This window comes from Anaeromicrobium sp., from assembly GCF_025210435.1.
In the GTDB taxonomy this organism is placed as follows: Bacteria; Bacillota; Clostridia; order Peptostreptococcales; family Thermotaleaceae; genus Anaeromicrobium.
Genome location: NZ_JAOART010000147.1, coordinates 59342 through 77612 on the forward strand (window position 1 = coordinate 59342; position 18271 = coordinate 77612).

Sequence of the window (18271 nt, forward strand, 5' to 3'; positions counted from 1 at the left end):
TACTAATTTCAATGTACTTAGCCATTTATAATATATCCCCCATTTACATGAATCATTTGTCCTGTTACATAGGAAGAATCAACTGACGCCAAATATACATATGCAGGTGCCACTTCCACTGGTTGTCCTACACGACCGAATTCTGTATTTTTTCCAAACTCAGTAATCTTTTGTGGACTAAAAGTAGCTGCTATCAAAGGGGTCCATATAGGTCCTGGTGCCACACCATTTACTCTAATTCTCTTATCTGATAATGATATGGCCAAAGACCTGGTTAAAGATACTACTGCTCCCTTAGATGAAGCATAGTCCATTACCTGTTCATTTCCTTTATAAGCAGTTACAGAGGCCGTATTAATTATACTACTACCTTCCTTTAAATGGGGTAGGGCTGCCTTTATTAAATAGAATATAGAAAATACATTTATGTCAAATGTCCTTTTTAATTGTTGAGCAGTTATGTCTAATATGCTCCTTTGAGCATAGTGCTCTCCTGCATTATTTACTAATACATCTAATTGCCCAAATTCATCAATTACCTTCTTAACTATTTCATTGCAAACACTTTCATCTCCTATATCACCTGGAAGTAATATACACTTTCTATTTTCCTTCTCAACTAAGTACTTAGTTAACTGAGCATCATCCTTTTCATCTAAATAGGATATGGCAATGTGTGCTCCTTCTTTTGCAAAGGCTATGGCCACTGCTTTGCCTATACCACTATCTCCTCCTGTTATTAAGGCTACTTTATTAAGTAATTTTTCACCACTATATTTATAAGATGGATGAGAATATATAGGAAGAGGATTCATTTTATACTCAACCCCAGGTTTCTTACTTTGCATTTGAGGTGGTAATTTTTCTGGAAGATTTAAGTTAAATTCAGATTTTGTATCCACTTATTATCGTCACTCCTATACTATAAATTTTTATTTTCAATTTATAGTATCCATAATCTAACTTAATTTATTCTTAAATGCGTGAAAACTTGTAATTTATCTACATTAATACTTCTACCTTATCATTGATTATAAGTTCATCTTCTTTTACAATACAATTGTAAGCTAATATGTTTACACCCTTATCCTTAGCAATCTTTAAAGCTTCAAAAAATTTAGGATCCATTTCCACATTTGGAGTAAATTTTTTTATATCCTCTATTTGTATTAAAAACAGAATATAATTTTCATAGCCTTCATCTAAAAGGTCTATTAATTCATAAACATGTTTTCGTCCTCTATCTGTAGGAGCATCAGGAAACATACTTATGCCATCCTTTTCTAAGGTAACGCTTTTAATTTCCACATAACCCTTTGAATTACCCTTCTCATAATACAAATCAAATCTAGAATTTCCCTTCTTTGCCTCTCTTTTTACACAATCCAAGTCTTGCAATTCCTCCACCTTATTTTCATCTAAAGCTTCATATATTACCTTATTTGTAATTTGTGAATCTATATTTATCAATGTCTTATTTTCCTTATAGGCAGCTACTAGGGAATATTTTGTTTTTCTATTAGTATTTTCTGCTTTTTCTAAAATTGCCCTTACTCCCTTTTCTAAAATTTCTCTACACCTACCTGTATTTTTCACATGAACAGTTTCTATTTCCCCATCTATTGCCACATGGGAAATAAATCGGTTAGGTCTATCTACAAATTCTGCTGTCTTGATCCTTTTATATTTCATTGAAAACCTCCATATTTCTTATCTATTTGTTCTTATTTTTACCCATTTATGTAATAATCTAAAACATATATATAAGATAATAGGAAAAATGATGAAATCTCACTATTTCCAAGGCAATAGGAAATTAATATCTTATTTGACATCTATGACTAATACATATTATACTTTAAAAAAACTTATATTTTATAAAGGAAGGTCAATCATGGATTTTAAGATACATAACAAATCAGATAAACCAAATAATATTGTTCATACAGAAAATTCTTTAATAGAAAAATGTATTTATCTAGAAAAAGAATTACCCCACTTTATGGATGATTTTTTTATATATTTAAAAAATGGTATAGCCCTATCTAGTAGATATGCCTACTTACAGGACATATTATTCTTTTGTAAGTATTTGGTGAACAAAACTAGTCATACTAATGCTGAAGATACCAGATTAATTCCTAATGAAGATTTTAATAAATTAAAAGCTAAAGATATTAATAGATTTTTAGGAGACTATTGTACTAGATATATTATTAAAAATCACACCTCCACTGTAGTCATGGAAAACCACAATAGGGCACTGGCTAGAAAAAAATCTTCCCTTGCCGTATTATTTAAATTTTTATATAGGGATGAAATAATGGATAATAACATTACGGATGGATTTAATCCCATAAGATTACCTAAACCTCAACCCGATGCCATAAAAAGATTAGAAATTGATGAAGTAGCAAAAATGTTAGATGCAGTGGAAACTGGAATAGGACTAACGGATAAAGAACTAATTTACTGGAAAAAAACTAAATCAAGGGATAAGGCCATATTAATTCTATTTGTAACCTATGGTTTAAGATTAAAAGAATTAGAACAACTAAACATATCTTCTTTTAATTTTAGTAGAGGTGATTTTAAAATATATAGAAAAAGGGGAAAAGAAGTTAATATGCCCCTAAATAAATCTGTGGAAAAAGTCATTATGGAATATATTAAAAAGGAACGCCCTGAGGATTCTCAGATACTAGAACAACATAAGGATGCCCTTTTTCTATCTTTACAAAAAACTCGGATGACTCAACGAGCCATAAGGCAATTAGTAAAAAAATATACAGCAATAGCTTTAGGAACTACTAAAGATAATGGATATAGTCCCCATAAGTTAAGGGCAACAGCTGCCACCTCCTTAATTCAAAATGGGTTTTCCATATACGATGTTCAAAATTTATTAGATCATGATAATGTAACCACAACTCAACTCTATGCGGCTCATAAAAAAGATTCTAAGAGACAAATTATTAAACAATTTGAGTGGTTAGAAGAATAAAAAAAGGAGTGTGGACTTTATAAATCCACATTCCTTTTAATTTGTCGGAACTTTTATACTTTGTCCAGGATATATATCCCATGAATTTAAATTATTAATTTCACCTATCATATGGACTGTTTTTCGTATATCTTCTTCCTTAGATGTAAATTTTCTTGCTATAGTCCATATGGTATCTCCCTTTTCTATATAAATTTCTATGTACTTTTTTTCTTCCTTTATAGGGAAATTATTAACTCCAGACACAGTTGTGCATAAAAATACTCCTATTATTAACATTATTAATATAATAATATTTTCCCTCTTATATTTTAGTATAAATCCTAACATTAAAGCACCTCCAAACATACGTTCTTTTCACATCTCAATTTTACCAGAACATTCGTTCGCAGTAAAGAGTTTTTTAGAACAAATGTTTGATTATCTTTCTGAATATATGCTATAATAGTTACAAGAACTTATATTTGGAGAATTGAGAGGTAATCGTATGAAAGATGAATTAACTAATCAGCAAAGAAAAATACTTGATTTTTTAAAATATACAGTAAGTGAAAAGGGCTATCCTCCTTCAGTAAGAGAAATTTGTGTAGCAGTAGGTTTAAAATCTACTTCCACTGTACATAATCACTTATCTAAATTAGAAAAAAAAGGCTATATTCGTAAAGATCCTACTAAGCCAAGAGCTATAGAAATTTTAGATACGAAGGATGGCATTCTAGTAAATACTACTACAGTAAATGTTCCTGTAGTAGGCAAAGTTACTGCAGGAGCTCCCATATTGGCAGTACAAAATGTTGAAGATTCTTTTCCTGTTCCCAAAAACTTTGTGGATGACAATAATTATTTTATGTTAACTATAAAAGGAACCAGTATGATTGAGGCAGGAATTCTAGATGGAGATTATGTCCTTATTAAACAACAACAAACTGCATGTAACGGAGATATTGTGGTAGCCATGCTAGAAGATGAAGCTACTGTAAAGAGATTTTTTAAGGAAAGTGATTATATCAGATTGCAACCAGAAAATCATACTATGGAACCTATAATATGTAATGATGTGAAAATATTAGGACTTGTGAAGGGTGTCTTTAGAAAAATGTAATAAGATATAAAGCAAAAAACCCATTTGATTTTAAATGGGTTTTTGTGCTTCCTTCTTTATTAGACTTAATAGTACAAAAATACCTATTATTAAAATTAATGTAGATACAAGTCCAGCCTCAGGTCCAAAACTACCTCCCGTTATCCAATGAGGTCCAATAGATTTTAATTTAAACAAGGTTCCCGTATCTACTCGATTACCACTAACTTCAAATCCATAAATATTACCCTGTCCCCAGTTCCAAGAGGCATGAATACCACATGCACCCCATAATTCCTTATATTTTATAACATAAAGTCCAAATAACAGACCTACTAATACAATATTAATTAAGGCTATACTATTCACATTAGGATTTAAAAAATGGGCTACGGAAAAAAGCATGGAAGATACTATAAGGCCTAATCCAGCATTATATTTAGCTCCTATTACATTCATAAGCCATCCCCTTGTTAAGATTTCTTCTGTAGCACTTTGAACTATCCATCCAGGTAAAACCAATAAAACACTTCCTATAGCTGCTACTCCCACTTTTCCATGAAAATTTTTATCTAGTATAGCATTTCCTGTTACAAATAAAATGAAGGTTACAATAGAAAATAATATTAATCCTATAAAAAATCCTCTCATATAATTCTTGAAAGCATTTTTCCTGTAAAATCCCAATGTAGATATTTTTCTTTTTTCTATGAACTTCACCCAAAAAAACACACATGCACTAATTAAGGAAAACATTATAATTAATTGGGTTACAAATGCACTTAAATTAGTAAACTTTATTTTAATTAATGATATTATGATAGATACTCCTACTCCTAAAAGCTGTCCTACTATGAAAAATCCTATTCCCAATAGTATGGCAACAAACAAATTGGGTAAATATTTAGCCTTTTTTGCTTCAAAACATAATCCTTCTCTATTATTTAATAGCATATATAATTCACCTCCACCTTCATAGATTTCGTAACACTAAGATTTCTTTATACACTAACTTGCCTATAAGGGAAAATATATTGAAAATTTTTGGAATTGAGGAACGTCACAACATCCTATGATAATCCAACATGACTCATGAACCTATCTACGAAAATTCACACTTTCGCTTGTGACAAGGACTTCAATGGAAAAGATTTTCAATATATTTTCATGAAGTAGGCACATATAAAGCCAATTTGTTACTACGAAATCTACATTATAGTATTAGTTTAAAAATTGTCTTATTCTTTATTTAATCATTCCTAATTTATTAAAGGGATATATTCTAAAAAATGCTTTTCCCCTTATATGATCTTTTTTTATTGGACCTAATTTTCTACTATCTAAACTAATTTCCCTATTATCTCCCATTACAAAAAAACTGTCTTTAGGAACCCTTATTCTTAAATCTCTGTTTGTATATTTATCATTAATATAGCTTTCTTTAATTTTTTCTCCATTAACATATATTTTTCCATCTTTTATCTCTACTAAATCTCCACCTACCCCTATTACTCGTTTTACCAAGTTATTTACTTTTACTGTAGATGTCATAATAGAAGTTTTGAAAATCACCACATCCCCTCTATTTGGTTCCATTAATATATAGGGGATTTTATTTATAAGTAAATAGTCATTATTATGAAAACTTGGATACATGGAGTTTCCCTTTACTAAAGTGGGCTTAATAAATACAGATATAATTAAAGCTATTATGCCAGCTACTATTAAATTTTTTATCAAATCCATTATACCTTTGTCCAAAGTTTCTCCTTCTTTCATATGTATTCTATAATTTATCCATTATCTTTGATATTAGCAACAAATTATATTCTAGTCAATTTTTTTATAAAAAAAAGACCAGTATTTTAAACTGTTCTTAATTTCTATATTTAAAATATTAACTTTTAGTTTTTATAATATTTATTTATTAATTTTCCGTATTGGGCCATCAGATCATCTGACTTTTCCTCTAGAATTTCTAATCTACTAGATAGATTATCTATGGCACTATCTAACTCATTAAAACCATCTGATATTTGAGAAAATATTTGGTTTATTTGCTCTATTTGTTTTAATTCTTCCTCATATCTATTGTTCATAAATTATCCCCACTTTCTTCCTATAGTTCCTATTATTAACTATATTCAAAATTTTTATACTATATGTATGAAATGTGGAGTCAATTGATGATATAATATTTTTAATATGAAATTTAGAATATGGGAGGAAGTATTATGAGTAAAACATATGAAGAATTAGCTACTGAAATTACAAAGACATGGTTAGAAGCCATAGGTTCTTGTGCTGGTGGAGATACATCTAGTCCAGCCCTTAAAGCTCTAGAGCTCTTAAATAATACTGAAAAAATAAATGAATTTTACAAGGAGATACATAAGACTATAAGTACTACAAAATAATTTCTTTTTAATTTAAATGGGTGATTTAATTAAATCACCCATTTTATCTATTGATACATTGAATCTATATTCTTTTGGATTTCATCATCTTCTAAGAAATCATCAAATTCTATTTCTTTGTCAAATACACCCTTTGGTGTAATTTCTATTACCCTATTAGAGATAGTTTGAATAAATTTGTGGTCATGAGATGTAAATAACATTGTTCCTTTGAAAGCAACAAGTCCGTTATTCACAGCTTGAATAGATTCTAAGTCTAAGTGGTTTGTAGGTTCATCTAAAAGTAACATGTTAGCTCCTGATAACATAAGCTTTGAGAACATACATCTTACCTTTTCTCCTCCAGATAATACATTACACATCTTAAGAGGTTCTTCTCCAGAGAACAACATTTTTCCTAAGAATCCCCTTATAAAAGTCTCTGATTTTTCTTCTGAATACTGTCTTAACCAATCTACTAAGTTTAAGTTTAATCCCTCGAAATAAGAGCTATTATCCTTAGGTAAGTAATCCTTTGTTATAGTTACTCCCCACTTGAAAGTTCCTTCATCTGGCTCTATTTCACCCATTAGTATTTTAAATAAAGTCGTCTTAGCAATTTCATTTCTTCCAAGTACTATTATCTTGTCACCCTTACTTACAGTAAAACTTACATTATTTAATACTTTAACTCCATCTATAGTTTTACTAATTCCATCTACCATAAGAATATCTTTGCCAGCTTCTCTCTCAGGTGTAAATCCAACAAAAGGATATCTTCTTGAGGATGGTTGAATATCATCTACTGTAATCTTATCTAAAAGCTTCTTTCTAGAAGTGGCCTGCTTAGCTTTAGAAGCATTAGAACTAAATCTTGCAATAAAGGCTTGTAATTCTTTAATCTTTTCTTCTTTCTTTTTATTTTGTTCTTTCATTAATTTTAAAGCTAATTGACTTGATTCATACCAAAAATCATAGTTTCCAACAAATAATTTAGCTTTACCAAAGTCAATATCTAGCATGTGGGTACACACTTTATTTAGGAAGTGTCTATCATGGGATACTACTATAACTGTCTTTTCATAAGTTATTAAGAACTCTTCTAACCAGTTAATAGCTCTAAAATCTAAGTGGTTAGTAGGCTCATCTAGTAAAAGGATATCCGGTTCACCAAATAATGCTTGAGCTAATAAAACTTTAACCTTTTCATTTCCCTTTAACTCACTCATTTTTTTAGAATGCAAGTCTTTTTCAATACCTAATCCCATTAATAACTTTTCAGCATTTACTTCTGCATCCCATCCATCTAGTTCTGCAAATTCCCCTTCTAATTCAGATGCTTTTATTCCATCTTCTTCTGTAAAATCCTCTTTCATATATAGGGCATCTTTTTCTTCCATTATTTCATATAATCTCTTATGGCCCATTATAACTGTATTTAACACAATACATTCATCAAATTCAAAGTGATTTTGTTTTAATACAGCAAGTCTTTCTCCTGGAGTAATAGATACATTTCCTTCATTAGGTTCTATATCTCCTGATAATATCTTTAAAAAAGTAGATTTACCTGCTCCGTTTGCCCCTATAACTCCATAGCAATTGCCTGGAGTAAATTTCACATTTACATCATCAAATAATTTCTTATCTCCAAATCTTAATCCTACACTAGTTACTGTAATCAAATTTACTTATGCCATACAAACTTTCTTGTATAGCTTCCTCCTCTCGGTTTATGAATTTCATACGCGCTAAAAAATTGCACAGTTAACTGTGCAATTTTAATATCTACCTTTTAAATTATACACTCTTTTTAATTAGTATTAAATACTTTTTTTAAGAGTATTTAAATTTTAATACTCACATTTAACTTTTCTTGTTTTTATAATCTATTATCAATAACTCCTTTAAATAAGCCTCTTCATTATATATACTTGTAATATGAATAAATTTTTTACAAAAGAGGTGTATTAATGTTAAATCTTTTCATGAAATATAAAAAAATCATTAAAATATCGTTTTACTTTAGTCTACTTTTATATTTTTTCATTGATAGCTCATATATAAGGGCTATAACTGTTTTATTATCAGTCATAATGATTCCCCTCTCAATAGTAGAAATCAAGCACATTAGAAATAGAATTTAAAAATAAACTTCACTCAATTGAGGCATAAAATAACAGGACAGTTTAAAAAACTGTCCTGTTATTTTATTGTTGCGTTCCACTCCCCTTACCAGTAAGTCCTGGTAATCCTAAGAACATATTAGCATTTTTTGCATCTGTCACTAAAGTGTCTGGGTATTCTCCATTCCATCGTTTAGCCCTTTCAAGTTTTGCCTCTGCTTCCATAAGCATCACTTCCATACGCTTTAACTTAAGCTCTTGATCTATTACAGATGCTTTTATCTTAACCGCCTTAGCGTCAGCTGTTGCCTGTTCTACCTTCAATTCATTTAATGCCCTTTGGGCCTCAAGTTTAGCTTGTGCTTCAGCTTGTGATTGTTCCACATTACGTTTATTTCTAGCCTGTTGAGTTTGGTAGTCCTTCTCTGCTTTAAACTTTTCGTCTATAGCCTTTTGGATTTCAGCATTTTCAGGAGTTAAACCACCCTTCATACCTAGTACACTTATGGTGATTCCTCTTTCTTTAAAATATGAAATTACACCCATCACGGCTTTTCTAGCCGGCATAGCTGGCTCAAATGGCTTAATTAAATTTCCATTAGCATCATATTCAGCTTTACTTTCAGGTATGGCTGCCATTTCTTGTCTACCATTTCTTATGTAACCTATTATTTGATCCTTATTAGATATAACCCCTTCATATGGCATAGTTCCTGCAATTTCAGCATATAATGCTTCTACCATAGGTCTAATCTCCGTATCCATTATAGCTTCTAGAGGTCTTTCTCCATAATTATATCTATATTCAACTGCGTCATTTTCTTTAATCATGGCTGTACAGTTCATTCCACTATAAAAAGTTATACTATCTTTAGCTTCTACTTTTATAGCTTCATCTGCATCTTGGTTAGTTCCGCCTGGTCCATTTACCCATTCCCTAGTTACTGGTGTCCTATCTATAACTAATAATCTAGCCTTACCTCTCCATTCTCCTTGTCCTGGTAGTCTTCCCGTTTGTAGCCAATAATGAGGTATCTTAATATCTTTTTCCGTTACTAATTGATTGCGCATATCGTCTTCGCTTAAAAATTTCTTTTGTTTTTCACCATCTCCAACCACTGGAACTAAGAAAGCCGTTTCATTGGACTTTATAGTCACTATCTCTGGTTTATCATAGGGTCTTTTAAATACATTAAAAGCCATAAATACTAGAACTACAGCTATGACTATTAGCATAGTTTTTCTATTTCCCAATTTCTTAAAGTCAGGTTTTTTAATTTCCGGCTTTGGTATTTTAATGCCTTCTTTCATTATATTTCCCCCTTAAGTGAATATTCTAATCAATCTTTCTAAGTACCCCTCTAATTTCCTTTGACCATATAACTCCTAATAATAGGATTATTATTATCCATTCATAAGTATGAACTAATTGAAAAAATTGAAGTCCCTCAAAAGCAATATCTGGATTATCAGCTTGTTGCAATGCCAGTGCTTCTTGAATATTAGGATATATGATAGTTGTAAATATATATTCACTAATAAATACAATTCCTGTTAATATTGCTTTTATTACTTTGGACAATAGATGTTCCTCCCCTCGTTATGTTAATTTTTTGAATATAAATTATATTATGGTAAATATTTTATCACAAAAAGTGTATTTTGTCACTTTTCAATTATTCATGACCTAAATACTTTACCATTCTTTTCCTTGAGCCTCCTACTATATACTATTCATTTTATATAAAAGTATATTTTTACCATCTTTAGGAGATACTTATATCAACAGACTCTTTTCTCTACTTTGTATAGTTCTAATTAGGTGGTGAATATTCCATGCTAAATATAACAATTAATCTAACCATAGACCTTGCGGCCATAATAGCATACACCTCTGTTACTGCTAGTATTCTTACTATATATTCTCATTATCATAACTAAGCTATATTTTTTACTATGTTGTAGATTTAATTATTATATACAAATGACACCTTCATTAGTTGTATACATAAGATTAGTTACAGAAGAAAAGTAGAGGAAAGAGTTAAAAAAGTAGCATGTTTTCATGCTACTTTCTTATATTATATTTAATAAGTCCATTAAATTATTTATTTCATAGGTAGGTTTCATATCTGTAGTATTTTCTATCTTGTTAGGATTATACCAACAAGTATCTATGTCAAAGTTTATTCCCCCCTTTATATCTGACGTTAAACTATCTCCAACTATTAGTACAGAGGATTTATCTTCATGGTTTAAGTCATTTAATGATATTTTAAATATTTCTGGATTAGGCTTAGACACATTTACTTCCTCTGAAATTATTAAATTATCAAAGTACTTGTATATGGATGAATTTCTTATTCTATTATTCTGTACCTTAGCTAATCCATTTGTAATTATTCCTAATCTATATTTCTTACTAAGCTCATTCACTATATTAGGAGCATCTTCAAATACAAAAGAGCCTTCCCCTAAAAACTCTCCATATTTACAACTAAAATCCTCTGGACAAAAGGATAGATTCAATTTTTGTTTTAATCTATTAAATCGCTCTACTTTAAGTTTTTTAGGACCTATTAATCCTTTCTCTAACTCATTCCATATATTCTTGTTAATTATCTTGTAGGTTTTAAAATGATATTCCCTATCATAGTTTATATTAAATTCTTTAATAGTCCTTTCAAAGGCATATTCTTCTGTTTTTTTAAAATCAAATAATGTTTCATCTGCATCAAATAAAATCACCTTGTACTTCATATTTTCAACTCCAGTTCTTTATAAATTTCCCGATTCTGGATTTCTAAAATTAGATAAATCCAAAGATATTGCATAATCTATTTCTTCTATCATATCTTTTTTGTCCCTTGATAAAGATCCTTCTATATTCCAATAATTAGATATGTGGTCACTAACCAAGCATGTGTTTATTTCTTCTAAGTTATTAACAAGTACCTTAGTTTCTTTTAGAGCCTCATGGGGATTTAATAATTTAAAATCTCCTTTTTTATATTCTTCATATAATTTGGTTCCAATTCTAGGCATTAATGTTCTCAGCCTTATAAAGTCAGGTTTTATTTCATTAATAACCTTGGCACTATTAATAGCATGATTAGCTGATAATTCTCTTCCTCCTAAACCCACAATATAGTATAAGCTTAGTTCTATACCAGCATCCTTTATTAACTTTCCTGCTTTAATCATTTCATTTCCTGTATAACCCTTATTTATTTTAATTAAAACTTCATCATCTCCAGATTCCATACCACAATGTAGTCTAGTCAATCCATGTTTCCTTAGTTCTTTCAATTCATCTAAGGATTTTAAATTAATATATTGGGCAGAACCATACATGGTAGCCCTTTTTAACTTTGGAAATAATGATTTACTATATTTTAGTATATCTATTATATCTTTAGTCTTCATCAAAATAGTATTTCCATCACTAAAGAATATTTTTTCTAGTTTTTCTCCATATATACCTTTTGCATCTTCTAAATCCTTCTTTATCTGTTCTACACTTCTTATCTTAAACCTTCTGTCCCTGTACATATTACAAAAACTACATTTATTATGGGGACATCCTATAGTTGCTTGAATTATTAAACTATCAAATTCACTTGGTGGCCTATATATTACTCCTTCGTATCTAATAACTATCACTCCCTTTATTATTTATTAGTTAGAATTTTTATTTTCATGATTTATTAACCATTCTTTTCTATGTACACCACCTGCATAACCGGTAAGTTTTCCATTAGATCCTATTACCCTATGACAAGGTACTACTATACTAATCTTGTTCTTTCCATTGGTAGTTCCCACTGCTCTTACTGCCTTTTCATTTCCTATTTTTACGGCTATATGCTTATATGACACAGTTTGTCCATAGGAAATGTTTAACAATTCATTCCAAACCTTCTTTTGAAAATCAGTTCCCACAAAGTCTATTTTTAAATTAAATTCTTTCCTTTTACCTTCAAAGTATTCTTTTATCTGTGCTAGGGCTTGTTTCAATATTTCTGGTTTTTCTTTCTCTTCCTTTCTTTCTTCCACAAACGTAATTGATAACACACTATCATCTGAAGTAATTATTTCTATAGTGCCTAATTCTGATTCATAATAACCATAATGTTTTTTAATCATATAAAGACCTCCATAAATAAAAATTAAAGGTAATTCTCTTTTTTTTAATGTGCAAGTAAATTTATATGGTCATATTCCATATTTATTATATCATATTATCACAAACGTACGTTCCTTATCTAATTTCTATAATAAAAAAGAACCTTAGTAATTTTAAGGTCCTAATCTATCTCATTCTTTTCTTTAAAATGCCTAATTAAAAAATTATAAAATCTAATAGCTTCATTTTCTGTTTTAAAAGCCCTCCTAGGTATGGCATATGCTTGTATTTTACTTGTAAATATGAAAATATACTCCTCTGTAATTTCTATATTTTTTATATCAGACCATAGGTGAAAACTGCTATTATAGTAGGTGTTCTCAATAATCTCCTCTTCACTTATTTCTATGGTATGTTTTCCTAGTATTCCCCCTTCATCTTCAGCAAACTTAAACGCTCTCTTTCTAGTACAATGAATCATTATGTAATATATAATTCCAAATGACGTAAACGCCCAAGCTAATGAGTATAGATTAGAATTTGTAATAGCTCTTATGGAAATATATGCTGCAATAGTTCCTAATATAATTGATAATATAATGGTTATCTTGGTTCTAAAATTATTATACATAACATACTTATTAAAATTCCAATAATCTTCTTTCCTAATATCATAAGTTATCTTCATATATTACTACATCATCTCCCTATTATGCATCTAAATCAATTCGTAAATCTAAACATACTCTTTCATATTCACAATAGCCTTTTATTTGCAATATAAATTCTTTTAAGTTTAACATGCCTATGAAAATTACAGGTTAAGCTTCAAAGATCCAAGAGGACAACTGAAAAACTATAACCTGCAATTAATAGTTATTTTCTTTAAGAAGATTTTACTTGTATTTGATCACATCTAAGAAAGTAATTTATCTAACCTATTTTTATCAAATCCAACTATCATCTCTTCATCAACGAGGATAGCAGGGACTCCCATAATTTTTCTTTCTATAAGCTCTTTTCTAGCCTCAGGATTTGTCTGAACATTTTTCTCTTGGAATTTAATGTTTTTTGCTGAAAGATACTCTTTCGCAGTATGACAATGTGGTCATGTATTACTAGTAAAAACTACGACCTTTTTCATGTTATACACCTCCTAATATTATTATTACCCATGTTTAATTTAAAAAACATGGATTTCACTTCATGCTAAAACTTAAAATGTAAATTCAAATACCCATCAACCTTCATAAATCACATGTTATGCCAAATATTCCTTTAGTTATGCTAATTATATGGAAAAATAAATATTTATTTAAAACTCAAACATAATATTTTTCATTTTGTGAAAAAATATAGTAGAGAAAATATATTCGTTCTTACTATACAAATTTAAAGAAGTAATAAAAAATTAAATATAATTTATATTTAAAATAACTAAGTATGAGGTGAATATTTTTTATGAATTCTAAAATACAAAATCAAAAAAGTGAAAATGACTCAAACAGTTTAGCCTTTAAATATGATTTAAGTAATAAGAGTAATCAATTAAACCCTACTAATTCAGAATTTAAAGGAAGAAATGCATTTGATGGTTCTAAAATATATATTGATAATAAAAAACATAAGGATATTTAAATAATAAGTTTTCCATAAAAGAAAAAGGTACTCTATATAATAAATAGAATACCTTTTTTCTTTATTTACTTAATATCTTCTCCATAGAAAGCAGACTTGTAAATCATTGCCACATCTTCTGGGCTACTGCTTCTTGGGTTTGTTAGAGTACAAGGATCTTCAAATGCATTCTTAGACATACGCTCTAATACTTCTAAGAACTTATCTTCCTTAATCTCTACTTCTGTTACTTCTTTGAATGTTAAAGGAATATTAAGCTTTTTGTTTAACTCTTTAATAGCATGGGGTAAATCTTCAATTCCTAATAACTTTTCTAACTTTTCAACCTTATCAGTTGCTGTTCTATTGTATTGAACAATATATGGCATTAATATGGCATTAGTTAAACCATGAGTAATTCCAAATTCTCCACCTATTTTATGGGCAAGACTATGTACTAATCCTAAAGATGCATTAGTAAATGCCATACCTGCTAAAGTAGAAGCATTATGCATATCCTTTCTAGCTTCCATATCTCCACCATTTTCATAAGCAGCTGATAATTTATCAAATACTAGTCTAATAGCCTCTAATGCTATTGGATCTGTATAACTAGTAGCAGATGTAGATACCCAAGCTTCAATTGCGTGAGCTAGAACATCCATTCCTGTATTTGCCGTGATATGAGGTGGCATCTTAGCAGGAAGTTGTGGGTCTAATATTGCTATATCAGGCGTAATTTCATAAGATACGATTGGATATTTAATGTGATTTTCCACATCAGTAATTACTGAAAATGCTGTTATTTCTGATGCTGTTCCACTTGTAGATGGAATAGCCACAAATTTAGCCTTATTTCTTAACTTTGGTAAACTACCTGGCTCTATAATATCTTCAAATTTTAATTCTGGGTGCTCATAAAATGCCCACATGATTTTAGCCGCATCAAGAGCCGAACCCCCTCCTATAGCAACTACCCATTCAGGTCCGAATTCTAGCATTGCTTTAGCACCAGCTTCAACAGTTTCTACTGATGGATTAGGCTCTACACCATCAAAAATAATGACTTCCATACCAGCCTTTTCTAAATATTCTTTAGCTTGGTCTAAAAATCCAAATCTTTTCATTGAACTTCCACCGGTTACTAGGATTGCTCTTTTCCCTTCTAAAGTTGATAAATATTCTAATGTGCCATCACCAAATACTATATCCTTTGGTACACGAAACCATTTTAAATCCATGTGAGTTCCCCCTTGTATTTGTTAATTTTTTGTCCAACTCTACTATAGCAAATTTTAGTTAATATGTAAATAGTTTACTTCATATAGTTTTCTATTGTGGATTTTCTAATTAGTTCTTCCACACACATTACTTTTTAATGGTACAATATATTTCAATGACATCCTTAGCAGACTTTGATAATCCCTCTTTGTTCTCGTCCATATTCCTTATGTATGCCTCATGAGTCACATATAATCGGCCTAATCCTTCAAATATATTTATAATGCATTAGTAAAAATTATCTGCTACATATTGCCTATATAATTCTATTTGTGTATTTTGTCTTCATAAGCAAATAAAAAACCACTTTTAAGTATAATTATACTCAAAAGTGGTTTTGGTCTATATCATTATTTTACATATATTATTCGTAAATTCTACTGGGTCATTAATAGTTAAACCTTCAATAAGTAGGGCTTGGTTATATAATAAATTTGTATATAGATTAACCTTCTCCTTATCCTCTTTAAAAGATTCCTTTAATGATTTAAACACACTGTGATTCACATTTATTTCCAAGACTTTATCCGCCTTTATATTTTCACTATTAGGCATTGCATTTAAGATTTTTTCCATCTCTATAGAAAGCTCACCATCATTTGCTAAACATACAGGATGGTTCTTTAGTCTCTTTGATGCTCTAACCTCTTGTACCTTATCAGACAGAAGGTTTTTCATATATTCAAATAATTCTTTATTTTCTTCATTATCTAGGTCTGGTGTACTTTCATTTTCTCCCATCTCTATACCTAAGTCACCACTTGATACAGATTTAAATTCTTTTTCTCTATAGGTCATTATCATTCTTATGGCAAACTCATCCACATCATCAGTAAAATACAATATTTCATATCCCTTATCTGACACTAATTCTGTTTGTGGTAGTTTTTCAATTCTCTCATTTGACTCCCCTGATGCATAATAAATGTACTTTTGTTCCTCTGGCATTCTCGATATATATTCATCTAGAGTGACTAATTTCTTCTCTTTTGATGAATAAAACATTAATAGATCCTGTAGCACATCCTTATGACTTCCAAAATCGCTATATACTCCATACTTTAATTGTCTTCCAAAGGACTCGTAAAATGCTTCATACTGCTGTCTTTCATTTTTTAATAAATTACTAAGCTCATTTTTAATTTTATTCTTAATGTTTTTAGCAATTAATTTTAATTGTCTATCATGTTGTAACATTTCTCTAGATATGTTAAGAGACAGATCTTCTGAATCCACTATCCCTTTTACAAAACCAAAATAGTCTGGTAATAATTCTGAACACTTATTCATTATTAAAACACCATTAGCATATAATTCTAACCCCTTTTCATATTCCTTTGTGTAAAAATCATATGGCATTTTTTCTGGTATATATAAAATTGAATTATAGCTTATGGCACCATCCACTTTAATATGAATATGTCTTACTGGCTTGTCAAAACCATAATGCTTTTCCTCATAGAATTTATCATACTCTTCCTTCGTTAATTCACTTTTATTTTTTTTCCATATAGGCACCATACTATTTACAGTTTCTTCCTCTATGTATTCTTCATTTTCATCTTCACTATCCTCTTTAAGACGTCTTTTAGTTACATCCATTTTGATTGGGTATCTAATAAAATCAGAGTATTTCTTTATAATAGATTTTAATCTGTATTCCTCAAGATACTCATCAAACTTTTCATCTTCTGTATTTTCTTTTATTTTAAGTACAATTTCTGTACCAGTAGTTTCCTTTTCACATAGTTCAATAGTATACCCCTCTATACCAGTAGATTCCCACTTGTAAGCTTCATCACTGCCAAAGGCTTTACTCTTAACAGTAACTGAATCTGCTACCATAAATGCAGAATAAAAACCTACGCCAAACTGACCAATAATATCGTGTCCATCTTTTAATTCATTTTCTTTTTTAAATGCCAAAGATCCGCTCTTTGCTATGACACCAAGGTTATCGTCAAGTTCCTCTTTTGTCATCCCAATCCCTGTATCAGAAATCTTCAATAATCTGTTTTCCTTATCAATGTTTATCTTAATAAAGTAATCATCTTTGTGAAAACTCAATGAATCATCTGTTAATGTCTTATAATATATTTTGTCAATGGCATCACTGGAATTAGAAATAAGTTCCCTTAAAAAAATCTCTCTATGAGTATATATGGAGTTAACCATAAGATCTAAAAGTCTTTTAGACTCTGCCTTAAATTGCTTTTTTCCCAAGTAAATCTCTCCCTTCATAATAAAAACATAATTTATTTGCCCTTTAAGATAAATATTTCAATTGAATAAAGGGCACAGGTAATCCTATTTTTTGTTAGCACTCTCTTTTGTCGAGTGCTAATTTTACTTTTAAATTACACCTTTTTTTATATTTTGTCAATACTTTTTATTAAAGAAAACATAGTTACTATTAAATTAGGCACAAATCTTTTTATTTCCTTCTATAATTCATAACTTTTAAAATTCTATTTACTCTTTTTTTAGTTTATATATAAGTTAATTACGTAAAATTTGTACAAACAATCACAACAAATTTGGAAATATAATTCCAGTAATTATTATGTAATTCAGTTAAATTTAGCATAGATTTCAGCTTGTTTTTTACTGGAATAATATAACATAACAAAATAAATCATA

20 protein-coding genes and 1 pseudogene are annotated in these 18271 nt (G+C 29.5%); 4 read left to right on the forward strand and 17 right to left on the reverse strand.

Features of this window, described 5'->3' with window-relative positions; all coding sequences use genetic code 11:
* Nucleotides 1–17: 17 nt before the first annotated feature.
* Nucleotides 18–902, reverse strand: a complete 885-nt coding sequence (locus N4A57_RS18235) for an SDR family oxidoreductase (RefSeq protein ID WP_293659534.1) — start codon at nt 900–902, stop codon at nt 18–20.
* Nucleotides 903–1002: 100 nt separating this feature from the next.
* Nucleotides 1003–1692 (reverse strand): DNA/RNA nuclease SfsA, encoded by a 690-nt coding sequence (gene sfsA, locus N4A57_RS18240; RefSeq protein ID WP_293659535.1) that lies wholly within the window; start codon nt 1690–1692, stop codon nt 1003–1005.
* 202 nt (nt 1693–1894) lie between these two features.
* Between sfsA and N4A57_RS18245 the strand changes: the two genes are divergently transcribed.
* Nucleotides 1895–3004 (forward strand): tyrosine-type recombinase/integrase, encoded by a 1110-nt coding sequence (locus N4A57_RS18245; protein ID WP_293659537.1) that lies wholly within the window; start codon nt 1895–1897, stop codon nt 3002–3004.
* Nucleotides 3005–3040: 36 nt separating this feature from the next.
* On the opposite strand, the gene yneA is transcribed toward N4A57_RS18245, so the two are convergent.
* Entirely contained in the window at nt 3041–3334 is a 294-nt protein-coding gene (gene yneA, locus N4A57_RS18250) for a cell division suppressor protein YneA (protein ID WP_293659538.1), read from the reverse strand.
* A gap of 157 nt (nt 3335–3491) precedes the next feature.
* Between yneA and lexA the strand changes: the two genes are divergently transcribed.
* Nucleotides 3492–4106 carry a transcriptional repressor LexA gene (gene lexA / locus N4A57_RS18255; RefSeq protein WP_293659539.1) on the forward strand — a complete coding sequence of 205 codons (615 nt, stop codon included), beginning with the start codon at nt 3492–3494 and terminating at the stop codon, nt 4104–4106.
* Between the two features lie 30 nt (nt 4107–4136).
* On the opposite strand, the gene N4A57_RS18260 is transcribed toward lexA, so the two are convergent.
* The 3 genes from N4A57_RS18260 to N4A57_RS18270 form a co-directional block, all read right to left on the reverse strand.
* A complete protein-coding gene (locus tag N4A57_RS18260; protein ID WP_293659540.1) occupies nt 4137–5039 on the reverse strand; it encodes a CPBP family intramembrane glutamic endopeptidase in 903 nt (300 codons plus the stop codon).
* Nucleotides 5040–5330: 291 nt separating this feature from the next.
* Entirely contained in the window at nt 5331–5864 is a 534-nt protein-coding gene (lepB, locus tag N4A57_RS18265) for a signal peptidase I (RefSeq protein WP_293659541.1), read from the reverse strand.
* 125 nt (nt 5865–5989) lie between these two features.
* Nucleotides 5990–6184, reverse strand: coding sequence for a hypothetical protein (locus tag N4A57_RS18270; RefSeq protein ID WP_293659542.1), 195 nt, complete (start codon nt 6182–6184; stop codon nt 5990–5992).
* 135 nt (nt 6185–6319) lie between these two features.
* On the opposite strand from N4A57_RS18270, the gene N4A57_RS18275 reads away from it, so the two are divergent.
* Nucleotides 6320–6502 (forward strand): hypothetical protein, encoded by a 183-nt coding sequence (locus N4A57_RS18275; protein ID WP_293659543.1) that lies wholly within the window; start codon nt 6320–6322, stop codon nt 6500–6502.
* 47 nt (nt 6503–6549) lie between these two features.
* Here the strand turns inward: N4A57_RS18275 and N4A57_RS18280 are convergent, their stop codons facing one another.
* From N4A57_RS18280 to N4A57_RS18315, 8 genes and pseudogenes are all read right to left on the reverse strand, one after another.
* Nucleotides 6550–8166, reverse strand: a complete 1617-nt coding sequence (locus N4A57_RS18280; protein ID WP_293659544.1) for an ABC-F family ATP-binding cassette domain-containing protein — start codon at nt 8164–8166, stop codon at nt 6550–6552.
* Between the two features lie 525 nt (nt 8167–8691).
* The gene (locus N4A57_RS18285) at nt 8692–9918 is read right to left on the reverse strand and encodes a hypothetical protein (RefSeq protein ID WP_293659545.1); all 1227 of its coding nucleotides are present in this window, start codon (nt 9916–9918) and stop codon (nt 8692–8694) included.
* Nucleotides 9919–9943: 25 nt separating this feature from the next.
* Nucleotides 9944–10189, reverse strand: a complete 246-nt coding sequence (locus tag N4A57_RS18290) for a hypothetical protein (RefSeq protein ID WP_293659546.1) — start codon at nt 10187–10189, stop codon at nt 9944–9946.
* Between the two features lie 494 nt (nt 10190–10683).
* Nucleotides 10684–11367 (reverse strand): YjjG family noncanonical pyrimidine nucleotidase, encoded by a 684-nt coding sequence (locus tag N4A57_RS18295; RefSeq protein WP_293659547.1) that lies wholly within the window; start codon nt 11365–11367, stop codon nt 10684–10686.
* Between the two features lie 18 nt (nt 11368–11385).
* Entirely contained in the window at nt 11386–12270 is an 885-nt protein-coding gene (locus N4A57_RS18300) for a radical SAM protein (protein WP_330671557.1), read from the reverse strand.
* Nucleotides 12271–12285: 15 nt separating this feature from the next.
* On the reverse strand, nt 12286–12753 hold the full coding sequence (locus N4A57_RS18305) for a methylated-DNA--[protein]-cysteine S-methyltransferase (protein ID WP_293659548.1): 468 nt from the start codon (nt 12751–12753) through the stop codon (nt 12286–12288).
* Nucleotides 12754–12914: 161 nt separating this feature from the next.
* The gene (locus N4A57_RS18310; protein WP_293659549.1) at nt 12915–13421 is read right to left on the reverse strand and encodes a YcxB family protein; all 507 of its coding nucleotides are present in this window, start codon (nt 13419–13421) and stop codon (nt 12915–12917) included.
* Nucleotides 13422–13649: 228 nt separating this feature from the next.
* Nucleotides 13650–13829 (reverse strand): annotated as a pseudogene (locus tag N4A57_RS18315) (glutaredoxin family protein); the annotation flags it as partial.
* 365 nt (nt 13830–14194) lie between these two features.
* Between N4A57_RS18315 and N4A57_RS18320 the strand changes: the two are divergent.
* Nucleotides 14195–14371 (forward strand): hypothetical protein, encoded by a 177-nt coding sequence (locus N4A57_RS18320; RefSeq protein WP_293659550.1) that lies wholly within the window; start codon nt 14195–14197, stop codon nt 14369–14371.
* Nucleotides 14372–14436: 65 nt separating this feature from the next.
* On the opposite strand, the gene N4A57_RS18325 is transcribed toward N4A57_RS18320, so the two are convergent.
* From N4A57_RS18325 to htpG, 3 genes are all read right to left on the reverse strand, one after another.
* Nucleotides 14437–15591: an iron-containing alcohol dehydrogenase gene (locus tag N4A57_RS18325; protein WP_293659551.1), complete on the reverse strand. Its 1155-nt coding sequence runs from the start codon at nt 15589–15591 to the stop codon at nt 14437–14439.
* Between the two features lie 127 nt (nt 15592–15718).
* Complete coding sequence (locus N4A57_RS18695) at nt 15719–15856, reverse strand: TipAS antibiotic-recognition domain-containing protein (protein WP_442863871.1); 138 nt, start codon at nt 15854–15856, stop codon at nt 15719–15721.
* 117 nt (nt 15857–15973) lie between these two features.
* Nucleotides 15974–17854, reverse strand: a complete 1881-nt coding sequence (gene htpG / locus N4A57_RS18330) for a molecular chaperone HtpG (protein ID WP_293659553.1) — start codon at nt 17852–17854, stop codon at nt 15974–15976.
* Between the last annotated feature and the right edge of the window lie 417 nt (nt 17855–18271).

What these genes read in the sequence shown, in the direction of transcription:
- N4A57_RS18295 (WP_293659547.1), bottom strand. Translation starts at nt 11,367, where the DNA reads ATGAAGTACAAGGTGATTTTATTTGATGCAGATGAAACATTATTTGAT.
- lepB (WP_293659541.1), bottom strand. Translation starts at nt 5,864, where the DNA reads ATGAAAGAAGGAGAAACTTTGGACAAAGGTATAATGGATTTGATAAAA.
- lexA (WP_293659539.1), top strand. Translation starts at nt 3,492, where the DNA reads ATGAAAGATGAATTAACTAATCAGCAAAGAAAAATACTTGATTTTTTA.
- N4A57_RS18260 (WP_293659540.1), bottom strand. Translation starts at nt 5,039, where the DNA reads ATGCTATTAAATAATAGAGAAGGATTATGTTTTGAAGCAAAAAAGGCT.
- N4A57_RS18270 (WP_293659542.1), bottom strand. Translation starts at nt 6,184, where the DNA reads ATGAACAATAGATATGAGGAAGAATTAAAACAAATAGAGCAAATAAAC.
- N4A57_RS18310 (WP_293659549.1), bottom strand. Translation starts at nt 13,421, where the DNA reads ATGAAGATAACTTATGATATTAGGAAAGAAGATTATTGGAATTTTAAT.
- N4A57_RS18320 (WP_293659550.1), top strand. Translation starts at nt 14,195, where the DNA reads ATGAATTCTAAAATACAAAATCAAAAAAGTGAAAATGACTCAAACAGT.
- yneA (WP_293659538.1), bottom strand. Translation starts at nt 3,334, where the DNA reads ATGTTAGGATTTATACTAAAATATAAGAGGGAAAATATTATTATATTA.
- N4A57_RS18245 (WP_293659537.1), top strand. Translation starts at nt 1,895, where the DNA reads ATGGATTTTAAGATACATAACAAATCAGATAAACCAAATAATATTGTT.
- N4A57_RS18275 (WP_293659543.1), top strand. Translation starts at nt 6,320, where the DNA reads ATGAGTAAAACATATGAAGAATTAGCTACTGAAATTACAAAGACATGG.
- N4A57_RS18285 (WP_293659545.1), bottom strand. Translation starts at nt 9,918, where the DNA reads ATGAAAGAAGGCATTAAAATACCAAAGCCGGAAATTAAAAAACCTGAC.
- N4A57_RS18325 (WP_293659551.1), bottom strand. Translation starts at nt 15,591, where the DNA reads ATGGATTTAAAATGGTTTCGTGTACCAAAGGATATAGTATTTGGTGAT.
- sfsA (WP_293659535.1), bottom strand. Translation starts at nt 1,692, where the DNA reads ATGAAATATAAAAGGATCAAGACAGCAGAATTTGTAGATAGACCTAAC.
- N4A57_RS18305 (WP_293659548.1), bottom strand. Translation starts at nt 12,753, where the DNA reads ATGATTAAAAAACATTATGGTTATTATGAATCAGAATTAGGCACTATA.